Source organism: Paenibacillus sp. sgz302190 (assembly GCF_059820445.1).
The window spans coordinates 23,527-47,850 of sequence record NZ_JBZYAO010000019.1; the positions used below are offsets into that span (position 1 = coordinate 23,527).

At 40.6% G+C, this 24,324-nt stretch carries 24 protein-coding genes; 23 read left to right on the forward strand and 1 reads right to left on the reverse strand.

What is annotated here, in order from left to right:
- Window positions 1-3 precede the first annotated feature (3 nt).
- From AC6RNO_RS20715 to AC6RNO_RS20805, 19 genes are all read left to right on the forward strand, one after another.
- A complete protein-coding gene (locus AC6RNO_RS20715; protein WP_497106588.1) occupies window positions 4-1,284 on the forward strand; it encodes a glycosyltransferase in 1,281 nt (426 codons plus the stop codon).
- Between the two features lie 21 nt (window positions 1,285-1,305).
- On the forward strand, window positions 1,306-2,388 hold the full coding sequence (locus tag AC6RNO_RS20720) for a sugar phosphate nucleotidyltransferase (protein ID WP_497106589.1): 1,083 nt from the start codon (window positions 1,306-1,308) through the stop codon (window positions 2,386-2,388).
- Between the two features lie 27 nt (window positions 2,389-2,415).
- Window positions 2,416-3,387: a GDP-mannose 4,6-dehydratase gene (gene gmd / locus AC6RNO_RS20725; RefSeq protein ID WP_497106590.1), complete on the forward strand. Its 972-nt coding sequence runs from the start codon at window positions 2,416-2,418 to the stop codon at window positions 3,385-3,387.
- A gap of 13 nt (window positions 3,388-3,400) precedes the next feature.
- The gene (locus AC6RNO_RS20730; protein WP_497106591.1) at window positions 3,401-4,345 is read left to right on the forward strand and encodes a GDP-mannose 4,6-dehydratase; all 945 of its coding nucleotides are present in this window, start codon (window positions 3,401-3,403) and stop codon (window positions 4,343-4,345) included.
- A 2-nt stretch (window positions 4,346-4,347) separates the two neighbouring features.
- Window positions 4,348-5,124 (forward strand): ABC transporter permease, encoded by a 777-nt coding sequence (locus AC6RNO_RS20735; protein WP_497106592.1) that lies wholly within the window; start codon window positions 4,348-4,350, stop codon window positions 5,122-5,124.
- Window positions 5,125-5,133: 9 nt separating this feature from the next.
- Entirely contained in the window at window positions 5,134-6,384 is a 1,251-nt protein-coding gene (locus tag AC6RNO_RS20740; protein ID WP_497106666.1) for a Wzt carbohydrate-binding domain-containing protein, read from the forward strand.
- Entirely contained in the window at window positions 6,377-7,816 is a 1,440-nt protein-coding gene (locus AC6RNO_RS20745) for a methyltransferase domain-containing protein (RefSeq protein WP_497106593.1), read from the forward strand. The genes AC6RNO_RS20740 and AC6RNO_RS20745 overlap by 8 nt, the downstream gene beginning before the upstream one ends.
- 18 nt (window positions 7,817-7,834) lie before the next feature.
- Window positions 7,835-8,884: a glycosyltransferase gene (locus AC6RNO_RS20750; RefSeq protein WP_497106594.1), complete on the forward strand. Its 1,050-nt coding sequence runs from the start codon at window positions 7,835-7,837 to the stop codon at window positions 8,882-8,884.
- Between the two features lie 15 nt (window positions 8,885-8,899).
- On the forward strand, window positions 8,900-10,246 hold the full coding sequence (locus tag AC6RNO_RS20755) for a glycosyltransferase (RefSeq protein ID WP_497106595.1): 1,347 nt from the start codon (window positions 8,900-8,902) through the stop codon (window positions 10,244-10,246).
- A 202-nt stretch (window positions 10,247-10,448) separates the two neighbouring features.
- A complete protein-coding gene (locus tag AC6RNO_RS20760) occupies window positions 10,449-12,167 on the forward strand; it encodes a hypothetical protein (RefSeq protein ID WP_497106596.1) in 1,719 nt (572 codons plus the stop codon).
- A gap of 151 nt (window positions 12,168-12,318) precedes the next feature.
- Window positions 12,319-13,062, forward strand: a complete 744-nt coding sequence (locus AC6RNO_RS20765) for a sugar phosphate nucleotidyltransferase (RefSeq protein WP_497106597.1) — start codon at window positions 12,319-12,321, stop codon at window positions 13,060-13,062.
- Window positions 13,063-13,074: 12 nt separating this feature from the next.
- Window positions 13,075-13,620 (forward strand): dTDP-4-dehydrorhamnose 3,5-epimerase, encoded by a 546-nt coding sequence (gene rfbC, locus AC6RNO_RS20770; RefSeq protein WP_497106598.1) that lies wholly within the window; start codon window positions 13,075-13,077, stop codon window positions 13,618-13,620.
- A 39-nt stretch (window positions 13,621-13,659) separates the two neighbouring features.
- The gene (gene rfbB, locus AC6RNO_RS20775) at window positions 13,660-14,679 is read left to right on the forward strand and encodes a dTDP-glucose 4,6-dehydratase (protein WP_497106599.1); all 1,020 of its coding nucleotides are present in this window, start codon (window positions 13,660-13,662) and stop codon (window positions 14,677-14,679) included.
- Window positions 14,680-15,531: a dTDP-4-dehydrorhamnose reductase gene (gene rfbD / locus AC6RNO_RS20780; RefSeq protein WP_497106600.1), complete on the forward strand. Its 852-nt coding sequence runs from the start codon at window positions 14,680-14,682 to the stop codon at window positions 15,529-15,531. It abuts the gene before it with no gap.
- Window positions 15,528-16,475, forward strand: a complete 948-nt coding sequence (locus tag AC6RNO_RS20785) for a glycosyltransferase (RefSeq protein ID WP_497106601.1) — start codon at window positions 15,528-15,530, stop codon at window positions 16,473-16,475. The genes rfbD and AC6RNO_RS20785 overlap by 4 nt, the downstream gene beginning before the upstream one ends.
- Window positions 16,476-16,566: 91 nt before the next feature.
- Entirely contained in the window at window positions 16,567-16,692 is a 126-nt protein-coding gene (locus AC6RNO_RS20790) for a hypothetical protein (protein ID WP_474683939.1), read from the forward strand.
- 217 nt (window positions 16,693-16,909) lie between these two features.
- The gene (locus AC6RNO_RS20795) at window positions 16,910-17,776 is read left to right on the forward strand and encodes a glycosyltransferase (RefSeq protein WP_497106602.1); all 867 of its coding nucleotides are present in this window, start codon (window positions 16,910-16,912) and stop codon (window positions 17,774-17,776) included.
- A 6-nt stretch (window positions 17,777-17,782) separates the two neighbouring features.
- Window positions 17,783-19,189: an undecaprenyl-phosphate glucose phosphotransferase gene (locus tag AC6RNO_RS20800; RefSeq protein ID WP_497106603.1), complete on the forward strand. Its 1,407-nt coding sequence runs from the start codon at window positions 17,783-17,785 to the stop codon at window positions 19,187-19,189.
- Between the two features lie 75 nt (window positions 19,190-19,264).
- Window positions 19,265-19,393 carry a hypothetical protein gene (locus AC6RNO_RS20805; protein ID WP_474683942.1) on the forward strand — a complete coding sequence of 43 codons (129 nt, stop codon included), beginning with the start codon at window positions 19,265-19,267 and terminating at the stop codon, window positions 19,391-19,393.
- A gap of 62 nt (window positions 19,394-19,455) precedes the next feature.
- On the opposite strand, the gene AC6RNO_RS20810 is transcribed toward AC6RNO_RS20805, so the two are convergent.
- Complete coding sequence (locus AC6RNO_RS20810) at window positions 19,456-20,535, reverse strand: acyltransferase family protein (RefSeq protein ID WP_474683943.1); 1,080 nt, start codon at window positions 20,533-20,535, stop codon at window positions 19,456-19,458.
- Window positions 20,536-20,777: 242 nt separating this feature from the next.
- On the opposite strand from AC6RNO_RS20810, the gene AC6RNO_RS20815 reads away from it, so the two are divergent.
- From AC6RNO_RS20815 to AC6RNO_RS20830, 4 genes are all read left to right on the forward strand, one after another.
- A complete protein-coding gene (locus AC6RNO_RS20815) occupies window positions 20,778-22,016 on the forward strand; it encodes an outer membrane lipoprotein-sorting protein (RefSeq protein ID WP_488434310.1) in 1,239 nt (412 codons plus the stop codon).
- A 158-nt stretch (window positions 22,017-22,174) separates the two neighbouring features.
- Entirely contained in the window at window positions 22,175-23,365 is a 1,191-nt protein-coding gene (alr, locus tag AC6RNO_RS20820; protein WP_474683945.1) for an alanine racemase, read from the forward strand.
- A gap of 204 nt (window positions 23,366-23,569) precedes the next feature.
- Complete coding sequence (locus AC6RNO_RS20825) at window positions 23,570-23,851, forward strand: CopG family ribbon-helix-helix protein (protein ID WP_488434312.1); 282 nt, start codon at window positions 23,570-23,572, stop codon at window positions 23,849-23,851.
- Between the two features lie 3 nt (window positions 23,852-23,854).
- A complete protein-coding gene (locus AC6RNO_RS20830) occupies window positions 23,855-24,205 on the forward strand; it encodes a type II toxin-antitoxin system PemK/MazF family toxin (RefSeq protein ID WP_028553893.1) in 351 nt (116 codons plus the stop codon).
- Window positions 24,206-24,324 lie beyond the last annotated feature (119 nt).

A 24,324-nucleotide genomic window follows, 5' to 3' on the forward strand; every position in this document is an offset into this window, starting at 1 on the left:
AGTATGGGGAAATGGTTTTATCGTATTTTATATAAATTAGCGGTATATGGGAAGCGAATTTTAAATCCCATACTTTCTACCAAATTTAAGAAACTAGTTAAGAAAAAATTACTTAATAAGGCGTACCCACTAGATAAAGGTTCAATAGTGGGGGGACGCGATATGAAGAAACTAGGTGACATTAATAAAGGTATTAATCTAATTGGATATTCAAGAGCGGAAATGGGGATTGGGGAGTCTTGTCGAATTGCCGCAAGAAACTTAAATGCAGTGCAGTATCCTTTTGGAATTATTAATTATAAAGGTACTAACTCATCGAGAATGACTGATACAACTTGGCAACACAAGGAGATAAAACAACCTTTATATAATGTTAACATTTTTCACATTAATGCTGAACAGATGATGGAGGTTTACTCCAGTGAGGGGAGCGAAATATTTCAAAATAGATATAATATTGGATATTGGCACTGGGAATTGCCTGATTTTCCGGATGAGTGGGTGGAGAACTTTCGATTCGTAGATGAAGTATGGGTTCCTTCGAATTTTGTAGCAGATTCCATATCAATCAAAAGTCCTGTTCCAGTCATTAAAATTCCCCACAGTATCGAAGTTATTATTAAAGAAGTTCGTACTAGGGAATATTTTAATCTTCCAGAAGATCGTTTTTTATTTCTTTCCATGTACGATACTCATAGCTATCAAGAGCGCAAAAATCCAAAAGCTGCAATTCAAGCTTTCATGCAAGCATTTTCTCCAGATGAAAATAGAGTCGGATTAGTAATTAAAGTTAACAACTCAAACTCGACGCCAAATGAACTAAAACTATTACAACAGATGATTCAAGACTACAGAAATATTTATTTATTAAAAGAAACCTACAGTAGAAATGATGTTAATGCGCTACTTGACAATATTGACTGTTTTGTTTCATTACATAGATCAGAGGGGTTTGGACTTGGGCTAGCGGAAGCAATGTATCTGGGTAAAGCGGTAATAGGCACGAATTGGTCTTCAAATGTAGATTTTATGAAACATGATAACTCTTGTTTAGTTGATTTTGAGTTGGTACAAATTGGTGAAGATCATGGTCCATATCAGTTGTATCAGTTTTGGGCTGACCCTGATATTAGTCATGCTGCTGAATATATGAAAAGACTTGTAGAAGATGAAAAGTATTATCAACAAATTTCTCTAAATGGGGAAAAGACCATTAAGGAACATTTTTCTCCAGAAGTAATAGGGGCTCTTATTCAGAAGAGACTGAAGTATGTTTGTAAGTAATTAAATTGCGGAGGTAATACAATGACAACAATTACGTCTGTAATTATGGCTGGAGGTAAAGGCGAACGGTTTTGGCCAAAAAGTCGAACAAATTTACCTAAACAGTTTCTAAATATATCTGGAAATAAATCGATGATTCAGCAAACTGTTAGCAGGTTAGAAACACTAATTGATGTCAGCCAAATTTTCATTGTGACGAATGAACTTTATGCGGAATTGATACGTGGCCAAATTCCCCATCTACCCGCCGAAAATATTATAATTGAACCGGTAGGAAGAAATACTGCACCTTGCATTGGGTTAGCTTCTATAGTCATTGAAGAGAAATTTCCTGATAGTACGATGGTGGTTTTGCCTTCTGATCATATTATTGAGAACGAACAGGGCTTTATCAACATATTAAAGACAGCTGTTCAGGTTGCTCAAGAGGGAGGGAATTTGGTAACATTGGGGATTTCCCCCACTTATGCTGAAACAGGTTATGGTTACATTGAGAGTACAGGAGAAGCAAAAGTTCTTGACGGTCTAGAAGTTTATAGAGTTAATCGATTTGTTGAAAAACCGAATGCTGTAACAGCACAAACATATTTGGATTCAGGAAATTTTTATTGGAATAGCGGTATTTTTATTTGGAAGATCTCCACAATTAGAAACTATTTCAAATCCTTAATGCCTGAGGTTTATGATATATTAGAAACAATAAAGCAAGGATTTGGTCAGAATGATAAACAAAACATCATTAGGTCGGAATTCACCAAAATGCCCGACCAATCTATTGACTATGGAATTATGGAAAAGGCAGAACATATTTTTATGATTCCTTGCATGTTAGGTTGGGATGATGTAGGCAGCTGGACTGCACTTGACCGAATCAATGACAGAGACGAAGATGGGAACGTTATCCGCGGCAATATACTTAATATTGATACCAAAAGATGTATTATTGAGAGTAATAACGGAAAGTTAATAGCAACTCTAGGGATTGAAGATTTGATTGTTGTTGATACGGATGATGTAACACTAATCTGTACGAAAGATAAAGCACAAGAGGTTAAATTACTTCTTAAAGAACTAAGAACTCAAAAGTTAGATCATTATTTATAATAGACCATTTAAAGGGGATACTAGGAAATGTCATCAAAGAAGGCTCTAATAACAGGAATTACAGGACAAGATGGATCTTATTTGGCGGAATTACTGCTTTCAAAAGGGTACAAAGTATATGGTTTACGAAGAAGAACAAGCTCCCCTTTAATGGAGAATATTGCACATATTGCAAATGAAATTGAATTTGTTGATGGAGACTTGCTCGATCAGGGTTCTCTTTCCCAAGCCATTCGAATTTCTAGGCCAGACGAAGTATACAACCTTGCGGCGCAATCCTTTGTTGGCACATCCTGGGCCCAGGCGGTGTTGACTGGTCAAACAACAGCTATTGGTGTTACTAATATGCTTGAAGCGGTTCGTTTGATTAAACCGGAAGCTCGTTTTTATCAGGCATCAAGTAGTGAGATGTTTGGGAAAGTAGTGGAAACTCCGCAAGTTGAAACAACACCATTTTATCCACGGAGCCCATACGGAGTAGCTAAAGTATATGGTCATTGGATCACAGTTAACTATAGAGAGAGCTATGATATGTATGCATGTTCGGGTATTCTGTTTAATCATGAGTCGCCTCGTCGCGGTGTCGAGTTTGTTACTAGAAAGGTAACAGACGCAGTAGCACGAATAAAATTAGGGATGCAAACAGAACTACGTTTGGGGAACCTTGACTCAAAACGTGATTGGGGGTTTGCTGGTGATTACGTGAAAGCAATGTGGCTAATGCTTCAACAAGATAAACCGGATGATTTTGTTATATCGACTGGCGAAACCCACACGGTCCAAGAACTTGTGGAAATTGCTTTTAATTATGTTGGCCTCAATTGGAGGGATTACGTCATTATTGACCCTAAATTTGTACGTCCGGCCGAAGTTGATCTTTTGTTAGGAGATTGTACGAAAGCTAAGGAAAAACTAGGTTGGAAGCTAGAGGTTGAGTTTGAACAGCTAGTGAAAATGATGGTTGAAAGTGATTTAACAAAACTGAGTAAACTGAAGTAAGAGGGTTCATATAATGAGGGCATTAATTACAGGCTATAACGGTTTCGTAGGACAACATTTAGTTAGACATCTCGAATCTATTGGATATGAAGTATACGGTACGACAAGTAAAGTAGGTAATACAAGAAAATCACTACTTCATAATGACTTATCCAACGAATCAAGTATAGTACAATTAATTAACCAAATAAAACCTGACCATATTTATCATCTTGCTGGTCAAAGTAATGTACGTAAATCATGGGAGGCAATCTCAGATACATTCCAAAGTAATGTTAATTTAACAGTTAATTTGTTGGAAGCTATACGAAAAAGTGAAGTCGCCAACAAAGTTCGGATTCTAACAGTCGGTTCATCTGAAGAGTATGGAATATCGAGAAAAGATTCGTTACCGATCAATGAAACTGCTAAATTAAATCCATTAAATCCATACGGAATCTCGAAAGCAGCTGTATCATATTTAGCAAACCAATATTATAATGCCTATGGATTGAAGGTAATTCATGCACGCCCATTTAATCATATCGGGCCGGGTCAGAACCTAGGGTTTGTTGTCCCAGATTTTGCATATCAGATAGCTAGAATTGAAAGGAAGGAATCTCCTCCGATTTTGAAAGTGGGCAATTTAGAATCATTTCGTGATTTTACTGATGTAAGAGATCTAGTTCGGGCTTATGTCAATTTATTATTAATAAATTCAGAACATGGAGAAGTGTTTAATGTTTGCTCAGGTAAACCTACTACAATAAAAGAACTATTGGATTATTTAGTGCTGAGTTCTAAAAAACAAATTGAAATACAAATCGACCCTAATAAATTTCGCCCTATAGATGTTCCAGTCTATTATGGAGATAATAGAAAATTAACAAGTATTACTTCGTGGAGTCCACACTATTCTTTAGAGTCAACTCTTACAGATGTACTAAACTATTATCGTAGTTACCAAGGTGGTCAATAGCAGTGTTTAAACAATGGAAAGAAATTTACCAATATAGAGAATTTCTAAAAAATAATGTGTCTAAGGATTTAAGAACAAGATATAAAGGATCTTTTTTCGGGTTTCTTTGGACATTTCTGAATCCTCTGTTAATGCTTGTTGTTTATTCCACCTTGTTTTCTCTCATTATTAGAATGGATGTCAAAAATTATCCGATTTTTTTGTTTTGTACTTTATTAAGTTGGAATTTTTTCCAAACCTCAATTCAAAGTAGTGCATCGGTTATAGTTTCATCTGGAAATTTAATTAAAAAAGTTTATTTTCCCCAAGAAATATTACCAATATCTGTTATTGCAGGTGGACTAATTAATTATCTTTACGGATTGGTGATATTAATTCCTGCATTAATGATTTTTGGTTATTTTCCCGATGTACATTATTTATGGCTACCATTGATTATTCTTATTCAGTGTATTTTGTCACTTGCATGTGCATTCTTTGTTTCAGCTCTAACTGTTTTTTTTCGAGATCTAGAACATATTTTAAATATCTTTCTCAGTGCTCTAATGTATATGACCCCAGTTCTGTATCCAATTGCTATGGTACCAGAAAAGTTTCGATGGATATTTAGTTGGAATCCATTGGGGATTATAATTAACTCATATAGGGATGTTTTTTACTATCATCAATCCCCTTCTTGGGTCTCATTATTATCACTTGGGTTGTGTTCAATTTGTTTGCTGATTTTTGCTCAAAATTACTTTCATAAGTTGAAGGGCAAATTCATAGAAGAAATTTAGGTGAAAATAATGACTTATGCTATTGAAGTCAATCGAGTATGGAAAAAATATAAAATATACCAGGATAAGCCGATTTCCTTAAAAGAAAGATTCCTTTATAGAAGTAAAGGAGTTTTTAAAGAAAAGTGGGTTTTAGAAGACATATCCATGGCTATTCCTAGTGGGAAAATGATTGGTCTAATAGGCCGAAACGGCTCGGGAAAAAGTACTCTTCTAAAAATTATGACGCGAATTTTGCAACCTGATCTAGGGGAACTCATCATTAGAGGGCGTGTTTCCAGCTTACTTGAACTTGGTGCAGGTTTTCATATGGATTTTACAGGAAGAGAAAATATTTATATGAATGCTTCACTGTTTGGGTTAAACAGAAAAGAAATTGATCAAAAATTATTTGATATAATTCAATTTTCTGAATTGGAGCGCTATATTGATAATCCAGTTCGAACGTATTCCTCAGGTATGTATATGAGGCTTGCCTTTTCTATTGCTATTCATGTTAATCCGGATGTGTTACTAATTGATGAAATACTTGCTGTTGGAGATAACGCATTTCAAAAAAAATGTATTAGCAAAATTGAAGAGTTTAAAAAAAATGGGAAAACAATTGTTTTTGTGTCACATGACCATAATTCAATGGAAAGGCTTTGTGACGAAGTGTATTGGATTGATCAATCGAAGGTTAGAGAAAAAGGTTCTCCCCGAGAAGTGATTCGTAATTATCTAACTTTCTTGACAGAAAGTGAAGAGGTTCGACATCATCGCGAGACTCAAGAGGAAGAGACAGAAAAATCTAAGAATGAAAATCAAGAAAAAGAAATAAAAAGATGGGGAAATAGAAACATCGAGATTACAGAAGTTAGGGTTCTAAATTCTTTCGGAAAAAGTAAATATATTTTTGAAAAAGGTTCTGAAATAAAGATTGAAATATCTTATAAACTGAATCGTGATGTTACAGAGCAAGTGGCATTTGGAATTGGAATATTTAGAGCGGATGGATTATGTTGTTATGGGACAAACACTTTTATAGATAAAATTCCAGTTAGATTAAGTGCGACTGGAACTCTAAGTATCCAAATAATTTCTCTGAATTTAACGCGAGGTAATTATTATATCGATGTGGCCGCTCATCATATTGATGGAACCCCTTATGATTACATTACTAGAATCCAAGATTTTGAAGTAAACTCGTATGAAGATGACGCAGGGGTGGCGTATATGCCTCATAAGTGGATAGGAATATCGGAGGTATCAAATGAGTAAAAAATTTGATTTAAATAATAATGAAATTACAAATAGAATATTGATGAAAACTTATGATCAGAATAATAATTTAGTAGAAGATAATAAAAAGTTAAATGACAATGAACTCCAGAGAATGAGCGGCATTTATAATAGTAATTGGATGCTAGCATCCGAAAGGTTGATAACTTCACATAGGAAATATACAGGCCCATTGATAGTCTTCGTTAAAAAAATAGTTAGGAAAATACTTAGATGGTATATCAATCCAATAACAACCCATCAAACGATATTCAATAGTTCAATAGCTAATGCTGTAAATGTGTTAATAAGAAATTTAGACACTAATAATCAACTAATAACTAAAATGGAAAGCAAATTATCAAACATGGAGCAACAAAATAATGATTTACTCTCACAACTTTATCTGTTAAAGCAAGCGAATGAATCACTTTCTATTTCAAAAACAAATAATGAAGGACATCTTCAAGTAATTAGAACAGACCTTGATGACTTAAAGCAGTTTATAACTGATTTAACAATAGAAAATAAGTTGAAAAATGATGCAATAACAGACTTAGACTCAAAAGTAAACTCGCTTAAAGATAAATTAACTCATTTACAAACTCAAAGTTATCAAATCCAAAATAATATCCATGGTGAAATTGGGGTATTATCTAATCGTATTAGAAGAGTAGAAAAGAAAAAAAATGATGAAAATTCTCAATTAACAGAAGGTATTCATCAACTGCCAAATGAAACGAATAAAAATATGGATGATAAAATGACTTTCGATTATTACTTATTTGAAGAAAGGTTTAGAGGTCCTTTTGAAGTCATAAAGAAACGTCAATCGATTTATCTAGAGTATTTTTTGGGAAAATCCAATGTTTTGGATATAGGGTGTGGCAGAGGAGAATTTTTAGAGATTCTTACGGAGAATAATATTTCTTGTGTTGGGATCGATTTAGATCGAGATATGGTTAATGTAAGTAGAGAACGTGGTTTTGAAGTTTATCAAAGAGATTTATTTGATCATTTAGAAGGAACTCCGGATGGTTCATTGGGTGGAATATTTTTAAGTCATGTAATTGAGCATCTGACTCCCCAGCAATTGACTAACTTTGTAGAGATTAGTTACAGAAAATTATCGCCTACTTCCTTTCTTATTATGGAGACGCCAAATCCAACTTCCCTATATATCTATGCAAATTCATTTTATCAAGATTTAACTCATGTTAAACCTGTACATCCTGGAACAATAAAATTTATAGCTGAATGTGCAGGATATAAAGATTTGAAAATTGAATTTTTATCACCTGTAGACGAAAAAGTTGCATTGCATAAAATAGAAAATATCGATGCGACTTTACATACTTTTAATGAAAATTTTGAAAAGATAAATCAACTTCTTTTTGGATATCAAGATTATGTATTAATTGCCAAAAAATAGATTAGAAAGGGCTAATTTATGAGCAAAAAAAATATAGTCATATGTCACTCTCAAGTACCTTTTGTGAATGGCGGCGCAGAATTACTTGTTGACGAGCTATTTATTAATTTGAGGCATCGAGGTTATAATGTAGATACGGTAAAAATCCCCTTTAAATGGTACCCGAAAAATGAAGTGTTGAATCATGCATTTGCTTGGAGGATGATCGATTTAACAGAGAGTAATGGTGAGAAGATAGATATGGTTATCGGTACAAAGTTCCCTTCTTACGGTATTAAACACCCTAATAAAGTAACTTGGCTAGTACACCAATATAGACAAGTATATGATCTATTTAATACGGACCATTCTGATTATACAATGGATCCTAACGATTTGGCTATCAGAGAGGCAATAAAAAAATTTGATGAGATTTCCTTAAAAGAGTCAAAGAAAATTTATACCATTGCTCATAATACATCAAATAGATTGAAGAGCAATAATCATATTGAAGGAGAAGTGCTTTACCATCCTCCAAAACATGTAGGTAGATATTATCATGAAACTTATGGGGATTATATACTTTCTATTGGTCGACTAGATAAACTAAAAAGAATTGATTTGTTAATCGAAGCGATGAAATATGTACCCAAAGAGATTAAATGCTTCATTGGAGGCAAGGGACCTGAAGAAAATTATCTTAAGAAAATGGTTCATGGCTATGGTTTGGAAGACCGAGTACATTTCCTTGGTTTTGTAGATGATGAACAACTTCTTAAGCTTTATGCAAACTGTTTTTCAGTCTATTATGCGCCCTACGATGAGGATTATGGTTATGTAACTTTAGAAGCTTTTTTGTCAAAAAAACCTGTTCTTACATCTCTTGATTCCGGGGGGGTTTTGGAGTTTGTCATTGATCAAAGAAATGGATACATTTCAACACCTGATGCTGAAAGTATTGCTGAGAAGATAAAAATGCTATATGAGAAAAAAACTAGAGGTCTAATGGAAATGGGGCAGTATGGTTTTGACTCAGTCAAAGACATATCTTGGGATATTGTAATTGATAAATTAACAGAAAATCTATAAGGAAGGGACGATAATTTGAGAGTTGCTTATTTTACTCCGTTAAATCCAGATCGATCTGGCATATCAGACTATAATGAAGAGCTCCTACCTTATTTAAAGAAATATATGAATATCGACTTGTTTGTTAAAAATTTGAAGTTAACAAATCGAAACATCAAACAACACTTCAATGTTCACTACTATAAAGAGTTTCCATTGTTACACATGGATCAGCCATACGATGCAATCATTTATCATATGGGTAATAATTATAAGCTTCATGATTACATTTATGAAACATTAATTCGTTACCCTGGTATCATTGTTCTTCATGATTATGCTATTCATCATTTTATGGCTGAAAATACACTCCAAAAAGGTAACTCTGATGAATATTTAAAAGAAATGATTTATAATTACGGTTATGAAGGGTTGGAGATTGGAAAACAGTTTCTAAATGGAGTAATTCCACCTGTTTGGGAAAGCGATTCGATTAGGTATCCTTTAAATCGGAGGGTTATTGATAATTGTAGAGCTTTAATTGCAACATCTGATTTTGTAAGAAATAAAATTACGGTTGAATATAGTAATTTACCTATAACTACAATTCCACTACATACTGTAGACACAATGTCGCTCGAAGAAATGAATGATTTGAAAATAAGATTAAGAAAAAAATATAACGTACCAGAAGAAACACTATTATTAGGGGCCTTTGGTTTTGCGACTAAAAACAAAAGAATTCACATTATCTGCGAAGCATTAGGGAAATTGGTTGAAAAAAACAATAAATTTATTTTTTATATTGTTGGTGAAACTTCAAATGATTTAGAGATCAGTTCACTTGTGAAAAAGTATAGATTAGAGAAGAATGTAGTTGTCACTGGATATACAGATCTTGAAAAATTCAAAGAATACATACTGTTAATGGATATTTGTTTCAACCTTAGGTATCCGATCCAGGGTGAATCTTCAGCTGCCCTTGTTAGAATGATGGGAATGGCTAAATTGGTAATAGCAACTGATATTGGTACTTTTTCAGACTATCCTGACAGCACTTTGGTTAAAATACCTTATGATAATAATGAATTAAATCAATTATATAATGAATTAATATTTCTATTTGATAATCAGAATAAAATAAAAAGAATTGGAGAACAAGCGGCTCAATATATTAGGGAAAATCAAAATATTGATATTGTTTCACAGAAATACTATGAATTTGTATCTAAAATAATTCTTGAAGAAAGATCAAATATCAAAATAGCTATGAGTCCGTTTTATGATCACCTTGCTAGTCTAATCGCTGAAATGAAATTAGATAATGAAACCAAACTAATTGGCTCGATTATAAATGAAGTTAATGACCTGAATTGGTTATAGTGCTACAATAAGCTGCGGAATGATCTTGAAGATGCACCATTTTGTCCAATCGAAGTTTCATTCAAAACATCTGAAGGTATAGCGCAAACGATAGAAGGGAATTAAAACAAAGTGAATCAAAAAAAAAAAAGAATCATTATTTTCTCGTTTTTCCATATATTTGATACCCCCACTTTTAGCAGTTATAATACTATGTATTGTCATGCGTTTGTGGGATGCAGATTTAAAAGTACCTTTTAATTATAGTAGTGATGCATTATTAACCAGTATGTTAATAAAAACGTTGACAGAAAATAGTTGGTATTTGATTAATAGTAAATTAGGTGCCCCGTTTGAGCTTAATATCAATGATTTTCCTCTCGGTACTGATAATTTGAATTTTTTAATTATTAAAATTCTTTCACTTTTCACTAATAACTTTGCCTTGATTTTAAATGTTTTCTTTTTAATAACTTTTCCTCTCACTGCTTTTATTACATTCTTTGTTTTAAGAGAACTTTCATTAACTGTTTTATCTTCTACTCTCGGTAGCTTACTGTATACTTTTATACCATATCATTTTTTTAGAGGAGAAATTCATCTATTTCTTTCCTGTTACTATACAATACCGCTAGTAGTTTTAAGTTCGATTTGGATTATGTCAGATACGATTGATAAGACAAGCATAAATCCTAAAAAAAATAAAAAATTACTTTTTTGTTTAATTGTTGCATTAATAATTTCGTCAACTGGAGTCTATTACGCTTTTTTTGCTTGTTTTTTGTTTTTAATTAGTGGTGTATATAGTTATATCAATCACAATAAGAAAAACATAATTATTTCTGTTTTATTGATATCGACTGTGATTACTGGGGTAGTTATTAACTTATCCCCAAGTATTCTTTATAGGATACAGAATGGGTCAAATTTGGAAGTAGCACACCGTTCACCCATTGAGACTGAAATTTATGGACTTAAAATTAGTCAACTTTTGCTTCCGATTCCCGGCCATAGATTAGAATCACTAGACAATCTAAGGACTCGCTATGATAAAAATAGTCCCCTTGTTAATGAAAATGGCATGGCTTCTTTGGGAGTAATAGGAAGTTTAGGATTTATGATCTTACTGATGAATTTCTTTTTTAAGAGAAAATCTTTTTCTAAATATATTGAGTATCTCAGCTTCTTAAACTTGTATTGTTTAGTATTAGCGACAACAGGTGGATTAAGTTTCATAGTAGCTACAATGTTCACTTCACAAATTAGAGCATATAATAGAATAAGTGTTTTTATTGCTTTTTTTGCTATAAGTACTTTTGTTTTAATGTTTGATTATTATTATAAAAAATGTTTGTTTTTTTCTAAAAGAGAGAGGATACTCTGTTTTTTGGGGGTTGTATTTCTTCTAATTGGTTTGTTTGATCAGACAACTTCCAAGTTTACTCCTTCTTATGAATCCAATAAAAAAGAATTTGAAAATGATAATGATTTTGTTGAAAAAATAGAAGGTAATTTGCCAGCTGGTTCAAAGATATTCCAATTGCCTTATGTTGCTTTTCCAGAAAGTTCGCCAGTAAATAAGATGAATGATTACGAATTGTTTAAAGGGTATCTACACTCAACAAAGTTAAAATGGAGTTACGGTGCTATGAGAGGAAGAAAAGAGGACTTATGGCTTAAAGATATCTCATCAAAACCAGTTGATCAAATGATTGAAAGCCTTGTATATGCTAACTTTTCTGGAGTCTATATTAATCGAGATGGGTATGCAGATAGAACTTTCGAGCAGAGAATTGCTGAAATAATAAAAGAGAAACCTATTGTTAGTAATAATAATAAGTTGGTTTTTTATGATTTTTCTAGATTTTCAGAAGAACTAAAAGAAAGAGTTTCGAAAGACGAATGGGAAAATAATTCTTACAGTGTACTTCATCCGCAATAATTCGCTGGGATGTATGCTTCGCTTGCAAACTCTGGATCATCAGAAAAATTATTGGCATTTTCAGCTTTAACTTTACATAAATTAAAAAAAGAAAAAAATACTACACAGATCGTTTGAATGAGTTTTCAGATTTTCATATAGGGGGAACTTTATGAAAGGTATCATCTTAGCAGGCGGTACAGGTTCACGTCTCTACCCACTTACGAAAGTTACTAACAAGCACCTGCTTCCAGTCGGCAAATACCCGATGATTTTTCATGCAGTTGCAAAGCTCAAGGAAGCTCAAATTGAAGATATCCTCATCGTGACGGGTAAGGAGCACATGGGGGATGTTGTGAATTTGCTTGGAAGCGGTAAAGAAATGGATGTTACTTTTACTTATAAAGTACAGGACGAAGCTGGCGGTATTGCTCAAGCGCTTGGGTTAGCCAAACATTTTGTTGGTGATGATCGCATGGTTGTTATACTGGGCGATAACGTATTTGAGGATAACATATCACCGTTCGTCAGTAACTTCAGGCAGCAAGAAAAAGGTGCAAAAATTCTCATTCAAGAGGTGCATGATCCTCAAAGGTATGGGGTTCCGGAATTGGTTGGGGACAGGATCATTTCCATTGAAGAGAAACCTTCGATACCGAAGAGCAGTTATGCGGTTACGGGAATATATATGTTTGATAGTACTGTTTTTGATATTGTGGCAATGCTAAAGCCCTCTGGTAGAGGTGAACTCGAAATTACAGATGTAAACAATGCTTATATTCAAAGAAACGAACTCACTTATGACATACTGCAGGGCTGGTGGACAGATGCAGGAACCCACGCTTCATTAGCAAGGGCAAATGAGTTGGCAAAGGATTTGGTGTTCGGCGAGGAATTTGGTAAGCTAAAATTATAAGAGGTGCGAGACATGCAAGTCATTCCGACAAACCTTGAAGGACTCTACATCATTGAGCCCGATGTTCATGGCGATCATCGTGGCTTTTTTATGGAAACTTACAACAGTCAGAAGTTTGCTGATTTAGGTGTTAACTATTCTTTCATACAAGACAATCACTCTCTTTCAGTCGAAACCGGCGTCTTGCGTGGTCTACATTACCAGTTGAACCCTAAGGCGCAGACAAAACTTGTTCGTGTTGTTTCCGGAGCTATTTACGATGTGGCTGTGGATATTCGCAAAAGCTCCCCGACGTTCGGGCAATGGGTGGGGGTCATTTTAAGCGAAGCCAATAAGCGTCAGCTTCTTGTACCACAAGGTTTTGCTCACGGATTTTGCACGATTGTTCCGAATACGCAGGTACTTTATAAAGTCGATGAATATTACTCTCTTGAACATGACAGAGGGATTCTCTGGAACGATCCGACGCTAGGTATTAAGTGGCCGACGTCAAAGCCAATTTTATCGGACAAAGATCAGAAGCACCCGCTTTTTAAGGATGCTGAGATTAATTTTTAAGCGAAGATCAGATTTTAATAGGTTGGAGGCTTATTTGCTATGAAAATTGTTGTAACCGGCGGGGCCGGCTTTATTGGCAGTAATTTTGTCCATTATATGCTGAATCGTTATGCGGAATATGAAATTATCAATCTTGATGCGCTGACCTACGCAGGGAATTTGGAAAATCTTACATCCGTACAAAATAACGCTCAGTATACGTTCGTTAAAGGTGATATCTCGGATTCAGCTCTGGTGGATAGCATTTTTGCGCAAGGTGTTGATGCTGTTGTTCATTTTGCTGCGGAGTCGCATGTGGATCGGAGTATTTTGGAGCCGGAAATATTTGTGAAGACGAATGTTTTGGGGACTCAGGTGCTGCTGGAGGCTGCCAAGAAATATAAGGTTCAAAAATTTGTTCATGTTTCAACTGACGAAGTGTATGGAACTTTGGGGGAAACTGGTCTGTTCACGGAAGAAACGCCGTTAGCGCCGAACAGCCCTTACTCCGCTAGTAAGGCAGGATCGGATTTGATGGTTCGGGCTTATCATGAGACTTTTGGCTTGCCGGTGAACATTACCCGCTGTTCGAACAATTACGGTCCGTATCAGTTCCCGGAGAAGTTAATTCCGCTCATTATTGCCAATGCATTGAATGATAAGTCTCTGCCTGTTTATGGGGATGGGCTCAATATTCGCGATTGGCTGTATGTGGAGGATCATTGCAGTGCGATCGATTTGGTGCTGCACAAAGGTGTGAGCGGTGAAGTCTACAACATTGGCGGCAATAACGAAAGAACGAATATTCATATCGTGCAGACGATTTTGAAGGAGCTTGGAAAGCCGGAGTCTCTGATTCAGTATGTCAAAGACCGTCCGGGTCACGACAGACGCTATGGCATTGACGCAACGAAGATTACGAGGGAATTAGGATGGAACCCGGTGCATCGTTTTGAGACTGGAATCAAGGAAACGATTCGTTGGTATTTGGATAACCAGGAATGGTGGAAGCGAATCCAATCCGGTGAGTATCAGCAATATTTTGCCAAGCAGTATGGAACACGTCTAGGGGCTGAATAGATGAAAGTTTTGGTTACTGGGGCGCATGGTCAACTAGGCCGGGATATCGTCAAATTGCTGGATGGCCGGCATGAGGTGCATGGTTTTGGGCGCGATCAGTTAGATATTGCGGATGAGGCGCAATGTCATCAAGTGATTTCATCGCTGAAGCCGGATGTCGTTATTCATAGTGCGGCGTATACGGCTGTGGATTTGGCTGAGACTGAAGAGGATCTGGCCTATAAAATCAATGCGTTTGGCACCAGAAATGTCGCCGCGGCGGCTGAGCGGGCAGGGGCGAAGTTTTGCTATGTTAGTACGGATTATGTTTTTGACGGTACGGCATCGGCTCCATATAGGGAATATGACAATACGAATCCGCAGAGTGTGTACGGCAAGTCCAAAAGAGCCGGAGAGCAGCTTGTGCAATCCCTTTCGAGTAAATATTTTATCGTGAGAACTTCTTGGGTGTATGGCCTGTACGGGACCAACTTTGTTAAAACGATGTTGAAGCTGGCGCATGACCGCGACATGCTTAAAGTCGTGAGCGATCAAGTCGGTTCGCCGACGTATACGGTAGATTTGGCCCAATTCCTTGAGCAGCTTGTGCAAACGGAGCGTTACGGCATTTATCATGCTTCCAATTCGGGCATTTGTTCGTGGTTTGATTTTGCTTGTGCGATATTTGAGGAGAGCGGGAAGCAGATGAAGGTTGAGCCTTGTGCTACCGAGGATTTTCCCAGACCAGCCCCGAGACCTCGCTATTCTGCGATGGAGCACTTGGCAATACGTGCGAATGGTTTCGAGGATCTTAGGCCTTGGCGTGAAGGGCTGAGGGCTTTTCTGAAGCAGCTGGCGGAAAGCGAAGTATGAATACGGTTAGCGTTCATATTGTTACTTATAACAGCGCTGAACATGTTGATGAGTGCTTGCAAGCCGTGCTCGCCCAAAGCTATCCCATTGAGCAAATCATTGTGGTGGACAATGCGTCAAACGATGGCACGCTTGAAAGACTGGCTAAATGGTCCGATAAGTGTGTCATTGTTCCGAATACCGCTAACCAGGGCTTCGCAGGAGGGCATAATCAGGCTATCCGCTTGTCCGATGCCGATTATTGTCTGATTTTGAATCCCGATGTCGCGCTGGAGCCACAATTCATTCAGCTTTTGGTCGGGACTTTGACGGCGAACCCTTTGGTCGGCAGCGCAACCGGGAAGCTTTTGTTTAAAAGCAATCGCCAGTTTGTAGATAGCACAGGACTTGTGATGAACGAGGCCCGCAGAGCTTTTGACCGTGGGGCGAATGAACCGAGCGAGGCTTATCAGGATGCCAGGGAAGTGTTTGGCGTTTCCGGCGCGGCTGCTCTATATTCTCGTAAAATGATCGATGATATTAGCATCAACGGTGAATTTTTCGATGAGGATTTTTTTGCCTACAAAGAGGATGTGGATGTTGCCTGGAGGGCGCGGCTTATGGGCTGGAAGGCGTATTTCGAGCCTGGGGCGGTGGCTTATCATGAGCGGGGCTGGAAAGAAGGCGGGAGAAGCGCTAAGCCGCTCTTTGTGAGAAGGTTATCTTACATCAACCGTTATAAAATGATATGGAAAAACGACCGGCTATTGCCTGTTTTACGGCACATTTTTCCGATAATCTTCTATGAGCTATTAAGTTTGGCTTATGCCCTCGTTCGTGAACCGAAGCTGCTAGGTGCTTGGATGAGCTTTTATCGGAAACTTCCGGAGCTTAAGAAAAAGCGCAAGCTCGTTCAAAGTAAACGAAAAGCAAACGATAGTGAACTTTATTGCTGGTTTAGTTAGCAGTTCCTTGATCGGCGCTGTCGGGTTATAATGAAGTATACGATCAAAAGCTGTAGCAGGGAATTTCACCGTTCGCTTGGAGGTTGATGCAGTGGAAAACAGAGTAATAGAGATGCTTACACTCATGCAGGATCAAATGATGCAGGTGCAAGACCAAATGACGCAAATGCAGAAGCAGATGGGGCAAATGAAGGACCAGATGAGTAGGACAAGGTGATTGATATTCTTTCGGGCAGGACGACAAGGCTGCAGGCCAGATTAGCTCTCAGCAAGGAAGCATGAGTTGAGTGAATGTTTGAGGCGTCAGAGCGCGGAATGCTATTTGCGATACTAGAAGCGAGGCTGATGGAGAGGTCTTGCTTTTTTGTTATGTGAAAAATAGACCATGTCTATGGTATAATTGCAATAGACATGACCACAAATGAGGTTTTACCATGGATGTAAGCATCATCATTGTCAACTATAACACACGCGAGCTCACTTTGAATTGCATTCGGTCGGTGATGGAGTCGAGAGTCTCTTACGGCTATGAAATCATTTTAGTTGATAATGCTTCCAATGACGGCATTATTGAGGCCGTTGCCGAGCAATTTCCGCAGGTCGTTTGCATAGCCAACTCTGACAATGTCGGCTTCGCCAAAGCCAACAATCAAGGGATGAAGGCAGCCAGCGGGCGATACATATTATTGCTAAACTCCGATACCGTTGTGCAGCCTGATACGCTGGAGGTTATGCTTCGTTTTATGGATGAGCATCCCACGGTGGGGGCTAGCGGGTGCAAGATTGTCCTGCCGGACGGTTCGCTGGACAAAGCTTGCAAACGCGGCTTTCCGACGCCGTCGGCGTCCTTTTACTATGCGTTCGGGTTTTCGAAGCTTTTTCCGCATGTGCCGCGATTCAATCAGTACCAGTTAGGCTATCTGGACCCTGATCAGGAGTATCCGATAGATTCGCTTGTCGGAGCGTTTATGATGGTGCGCCGCGAGGCGATCGATCAGGTGGGGATGCTGGATGAAGAGTTTTTCATGTACGGCGAAGATATCGACTGGTGCTACCGGATCAAGCAGGGCGGGTGGCAAAATTATTATTTTCCGCGTACGCAGATCATACATTATAAAGGGGCCAGCAGCCGCAAGAAGCCTTACAAAATCATTTATGAATTTCATCGTGCGATGATTTTGTTCCATAGGAAGCATTATCGCAGCAAATACGCATGGCCGGTGAATGCGCTGGTGTATGCGGGGGTTGGACTGAAGTTTGTGCTTTCCTTGATGGTTAACAAATTACGTGTTTTGAGGTGATTGTGCTTGATTCGCCAGAGCCAGCGTTTTTTAACGCAGATGTACGCGGTCACGGATTTTGTTTGTATACAGCTCGTTTTTCTTTTTTCGTGGTGGCTCAAGTTCGATAGCGGTTGGATTCCTTTTGACGGACCGCTCCCTTTCAAGCATTATGTGCTGTGGAGTTGTATTTACGGAGCGTTGGCGATAGGCATCAGCTATTTTGTCAACTTTTATACGCCGAAAAGAAGAAAGCAGTTTTCATTTGAAATTTTGAAAATCGTGCAGGTGCATTCGTTCAGTTTGCTGCTGCTGCTGAGCATTTTGTTTATTTTTAAAGAAGTGGACGTGTCGCGTTCGTATTTGCTGTTGTTTCTCGTGAACAATATTCTGATTATCAGTTTTTACCGGTATGTGATCAAAATTTCGCTCAAACGCTTCAGGGAAAAAGGATACAACAAGCAATTCGTGCTCATCCTTGGGGCCGGAACGCTGGGGCGCAAGTTCTACAACAATTTGCAACAGCACCCCGAGCTTGGGTACGAGGTCGTAGGTTTTTTGGATGACTATCAAGTGAAGCATGAGCCGTCCTATCAGCACTACAAACCGATCATCGGCACGACCAGCGATTTGGAAGGGATTTTGAACAGGCTGATCGTCGACGAGGTGATCATAGCACTGCCGCTTGACGCGCATCCCAAGTTTGGAGCCATCATTAATGTGTGTGAAAAAATCGGCGTGAAGACGCTCATTATTCCGGACTTTTACGATTTTCTTCCGTCGCGACCTTACTTCGATAATTTTGCCGACATGCCGCTGATCAATGTGAGGGACATTCCTTTGGACGAGTTCAGGAACCGGCTGCTGAAAAGGGTGTTCGACGTGGCGTTCTCGCTCACTGCAATTCTGATTACGCTGCCGGTTATGGCAGTGATCATTGTGTTCATTAAGGCGACGTCCCCGGGGCCTGTTATTTTCAAGCAAGAGCGTGTAGGGCTTAACCGCAGAAGGTTCATGATGTACAAGTTCCGCAGCATGAAGATTTTGCCGGAGGGGGCTTCGGACACGCAGTGGACGGTCGAGAATGACCCGCGGCGGACGAAGTTCGGGGCTTTTTTGCGGAAAACGAGTCTGGACGAGCTGCCGCAGTTTTTTAACGTGCTGTTCGGACATATGAGCGTAGTGGGCCCGCGGCCCGAACGTCCTTTTTTTGTGGAACAGTTCAAGGAAGAAATACCGAAGTACATGGTGAAGCATCATATCCGGCCGGGTATCACGGGTTTGGCTCAAAGCAACGGGCTCCGTGGGGATACATCCATCGAAGAGCGGATCAAGCATGACATTTTCTACATTGAAAATTGGACTTTTCTTTTTGATATTAAAATCATTTGGAAAACGATCGTCAACGGTTTCGTCAATAAAAATGCATATTAAAATTTAAATCGACAGCATAATTCGCCAGTATCCTTCCCATACTAGTACATATACTAAGTACGGGGAGGTTTTTTTATGATCGATCATGAAGACGCTTACGAAAATGAGCACCCTTCCATTGGAAGAGGCCTGATAATCGGTGTTATTTTCGGCTCCCTTTTTTGGGCTGCTATCATTTGCGGAATCGTGTACTTGTGGTATTGAAATAGGAGTTGAAAATAGAAGGGCTGCTCGGGCGGAAGATGCGCCTAAGCAGCCTTTTTATGTTAGGATGCGAGTTTCGGGGATTTGGCCCGCTGCAGGGTGACCATCGTTTTAATCCGGGCGACTAAAGGTTTTTCGGCCCAATGATACGCGATATAGCACAACATTAAAGTAAATACAACTACAAGCAGGTCGGTTAACAGGTATCCGAGCTTGTCGGCCAGATGAGTGGTCCGGGAAAGCTTCATCATTACCGAGATGAACAACAGATGCGTCAGCAAAATCGTATAGGACGCATTGCCGAGCTTGCCGAATCCGAGCACCCAGCGGGGCAGCTTGATGTCCTCCGGAATGGAGGCGATCCCCAGCAGCGCCAGTGTAGCGGGAATCAAGTACAATAAATAGCTGTGAAAAGGAACGGCCATATATTTGTTGTTCAGCCATATCGCGATGAAACCGGCCATTGCCGATGCGAGCAGCAGGTTGTAGCGCTTACCCCGGAGATACGGCGTCAGTCCGGCCAAGAGGCATCCCAGAGCAAATTCCAGGTTCACTTCGCTGAACAGGAAATTCAGATAAAAATGGCGCGAAATATCGAAACCTATGTATGGGACAGGCGCGACATTACAAATCGTTAGAGCGATCCATATGGAAGCAACGAGATAAGCCGGAGTTTTGCCTATGGCCATGATGACGCTGAACAGGGCATAGAACAGAACAAAGTAGCTTAAGGACCAAGCGACGGGAAGGATAGGCCCGTGTGCTTGCGGCAGCAAGAGCAGGGAACGGATGATCGTCCCTTTTTCCGTCTCGTATCCGTAGCCGAAGCTGGGAACGAGAAAGTAAACGGGAAGCACGATCAATGTAATGAGCCAGTAAAATGGGTAGATGCGAATCAGCCGGTTCCTCAAATATGGAAGCACGCTTTTTTTGGCGCCGATCTGATGTCCGTACGTTTTAAAGAGCAAAAATCCGGTTAGCACGAAAAAGTAATCGACGCCTCCCGAACGCGTCAGTGTGCTGATTCCTAAAAAATCGTATTGGAAGTATTTATACGACATCGATGACACGTGGAAAAGCAGCACAAAGCAAGCGGCAACTCCTCTGGATGCTTGCAGTGCAATGTTTTGATTGGAATTCACTTTAGGGCAGCCTCCGATCTATGTAAAAAATGCTAATCCTCTACATCATGCCAAACGATTGTGAAGAAACCGTGAATACAAGCTGAAAATTGCCTGACTCTTCCAGTTGGAGTGCACAACTCGTCTGCATAATCGTCCAAGTCCTCTCATATGCATGTACTAACACTGAAATCGGGCTCCGATGATGGGGCAGTTCAATTTCAGTACAATTGAGTTTAATTTTGTGTTGAGGGGATGATTGAATGCGCCGGGTCACATGGATGGTAGCCATCATGTTGTGCTTAGCAGTTGTTCTCGCGGGATGCGGGAAGAAGGATGCAGGATCAATTGTAAAGGATTTGGATCATGTGATCAGCAAGCAGAGCAGCTACCAGGCATCGGGAAGCATGGTTCTGCATACGGGGCAGCAGCCGCAGGAGTATCAGGTGGAAGTGGCGTATTCGCCGGAGCATTTTTACCGGATTTCGCTGACGAATGCGCAAAAGGATGTCACGCAGATCGTGCTGCGGAATGAAGAGGGCGTATTTGTGCTGACGCCTCATTTGAAGAAGAGCTTCCGCTTCCAGAGCGATTGGCCGGAAAATCAAGGCCAGGTCTATTTGTTCCAATCGCTGGCGAAAAGCATTATTGCGGATAAAGAGCGCCAATTCACGACGGATAACGAGTCCTATGTATTTGATGTTGCGGCTAATTATCAAAATGAGCTGCTATCCCGCCAAAAAATTTGGCTGAACAAAAAGAATCTGGCGCCTCAGCAAGTGCAGGTGTCCGATGCGAACCAAAATGTGATGGTGCAGGTGAATTTCACCCGCTTTGAGTTCGATGCGAAGTTCGATAAAGATTACTTCCAAATGGAGCGCAACATGACGAGCTGGAATTTGAATACGCTGCCGACGATGGCGGATGCCGTGGCTCAGGGCGACAGCACTGGCAAGCAGGCCGATGCGGCGGGCAAGGCGGCAATCGGCACGAACTTGACGGCGACCGGCGGCCAATCCGATCTGACGGCGGGCAAAGCGGGCCAGACGTCCGGGACGGCAAGCAGCGGCAGCAGTAGCGGCAAGCAGGCCGATGCCTCCAAGACGGGCGTCCAGGCGGCAGGAGCAGCGACTCAGGACGGCAAGCAAGCGCCTGCCAAGCAGCAAAGCTTCGGCGTGATCGAGCCTTCCTATATGCCGAAGGAAGTCGTGAAGCAGGACATTACCGATATGAAGCTCGGCGAAGATCCGGCTGTACTGCTCCGGTATAAAGGTAAGTACAACTACAGCCTTATCGAGGTGAGGCCGCAGGCCAAGACGGTTTCCCTGCAGCCGGGCGACATCGTCGATCTGGGCTTTACGATAGCGGTTTTGACAGGAGATGAGAAAAAGACGCTGATGTGGACGGACGACGGCGTGGAGTTCCGTCTGACGACGGCGGATTTGCCGACATCGGAGATGATCAACATCGCCATGTCTATGCAGGGCCAATCCGGAAAGTAAGTTGACGGTTTGCACGTAAGGGATTAACATAGATCTATCGGTCCGAACGGATTCGTAAAAAGGAAGGGGAGCCCTGCTCGCACGTAGAGCAGGTCTTCCCTTGTCCTTTGCATATACAGACAAAGCAGGTTTTGCTTAAGATGAAGAGGTGAACGTCGGTGGATGCTTTTTATCGGCCTACTTGGGTGGAAATATCATTGGATGCGCTGCGCAGCAACATAGAAGGGTTTCAGCGGGTACTGCCGGATGGAATGAAGCTGATGGCGGTCGTGAAGGCGGATGCATACGGGCATGGGGCCGTAGGAGTGTCTAAAGAGGTTATCGAAGCCGGAGTCGATTATTTGGGCGTTGCGTTTTTGGATGAAGCGCTGGAGCTTCGGCACGCGGGAATTACGGCGCCAATTCTGGTGCTCGGTTATACGCCTCCTGACGGGCTGGAGATCGCGCGCCAGATGGATATCACGATTACGGTATACAGCAGGGAAGTGCTGGAGGAGCTGCAAAAGCAAGCGAAGCATACGGCGCAAGGGACTGCGCATAAGCTGAAAATTCATATCAAGCTGGACACGGGGATGGGCCGGCTTGGATTGCGGGCGGAGCAAGAGGCGATTCCTTTTATCGAGGAGGCGTTGTCGCTGCCGAATGTGGCGGTGGAAGGGCTTTTCACTCATTATGCGAACGCGGATGAAACGGATAAGAGCTATACCCGCGAGCAGTACCGCAAGTTCGAACGGATCGTGGAACATTTTAAGCAAAAAGAAATTGAGTTCGTTTACCTTCACGCGGGCAACAGCGCGGGGGCGATCGACCTGCCCGAACTCACTTACAATATGGTGCGGCTCGGCATCAGTATGTACGGCTTGTATCCTTCAGAAGAGGTAAACCGGCAAAAAATCGACCTGAAACCGGTGCTTAGCCTGAAAACGGGAATCGTGAACCTTAAAACGCTGCCGCCGGGCTCCGGTATCAGCTATGGGACGATTTATCATACGAAGACCGATGAAAAAATCGCGACGCTGCCGATCGGTTATGCGGACGGATATTCGCGGATGCTTTCCAAGAAAGCGGAAGTATTGATTCGGGGGCAGCGGGTGCCGGTTGTCGGCCGAATTTGCATGGATCAATGTATGGCGAATGTAACCGGCGTTCCGGATGCGGATATTAGTGATGAGGTCGTGCTGATCGGCGAGCAGCAGGGGGAGCGCATTTCGGCTGAAGATGTGGCGGATCTGCTGGGAACGGTCAATTATGAGGTTACGTGCATGATTTCGCACCGGGTAGCCAGAGTGTACGTACGCGGCGGCGTGCGTGAAGACGCCATCAATCCGTTGATGCGGCACCGTTTTTAGCGCTGAAAAAATTACCACGAAAATTTTGCATTTATTTGAAAGGAGTTTCAGAACCGGATATCGAATAATAGGGATGAAGAATGTGATATCCAGCCCGTGTAACATAATTGATATACTCAAAGCATATATTATTGTATAATTTGGTTTTCATTATGGCATACTGGTAATACTGTCTTTTGTATCGTTTCCGGGGGTGGTTAAAGGGTGAGCAATGCGCACAATACGAAAAGAATCATGATCAGTCTGCCTGACCATTTGCTGCAAGAGGTAGACGGGATCGTGGAAAAGGAGAACTCCAATCGAAGTGAGTTCATTCGCCAAGCGATGAAGCTCTACTTGATTGAGCGCAAAAAACGCACTATTCGCGAGTCCATGCAGCGCGGCTATATGGAGATGGCGAAAATCAATCTCAGCATGGCATCGGAGGCTTTTCAAGCGGAGGCAGAGGCGGACAATACGGTGGATCGCTTAGTAAGCGGGGTGTAGACAGTGATTGTGAAACGTGGCGATGTGTTTTTTGCAGATCTCTCTCCGGTTGTAGGATCAGAACAGGGGGGCGTTCGTCCTGTTCTAGTCATCCAGAACGATATTGGCAACCGCTTTAGTCCGACCGTGATTGTTGCCGCGATTACGGCGCAAATCCAGAAGGCGAAGCTGCCTACGCATGTGGAAATAGACGCGGAGACGCACGGATTCGATCGCGATTCCGTCATTCTGCTGGAACAGATCCGGACCATCGATAAACAGCGGCTTACGGACAAAATTACGCATTTGGATGAGGAAACGATGCGAAAAGTGGACGATGCTTTGCAAATTAGCGTTGGACTGATAGAATTTTGAATAAGCTCCGGAACCGACGAGGGTGGCAGATCCCCTCGTTTTTTGGTTGTTCGGGGCAGGAGTCTGTCCGAATGAACCTCTTAGAAGGTATATATGGTCGACCGACCGCCGCCATGCAG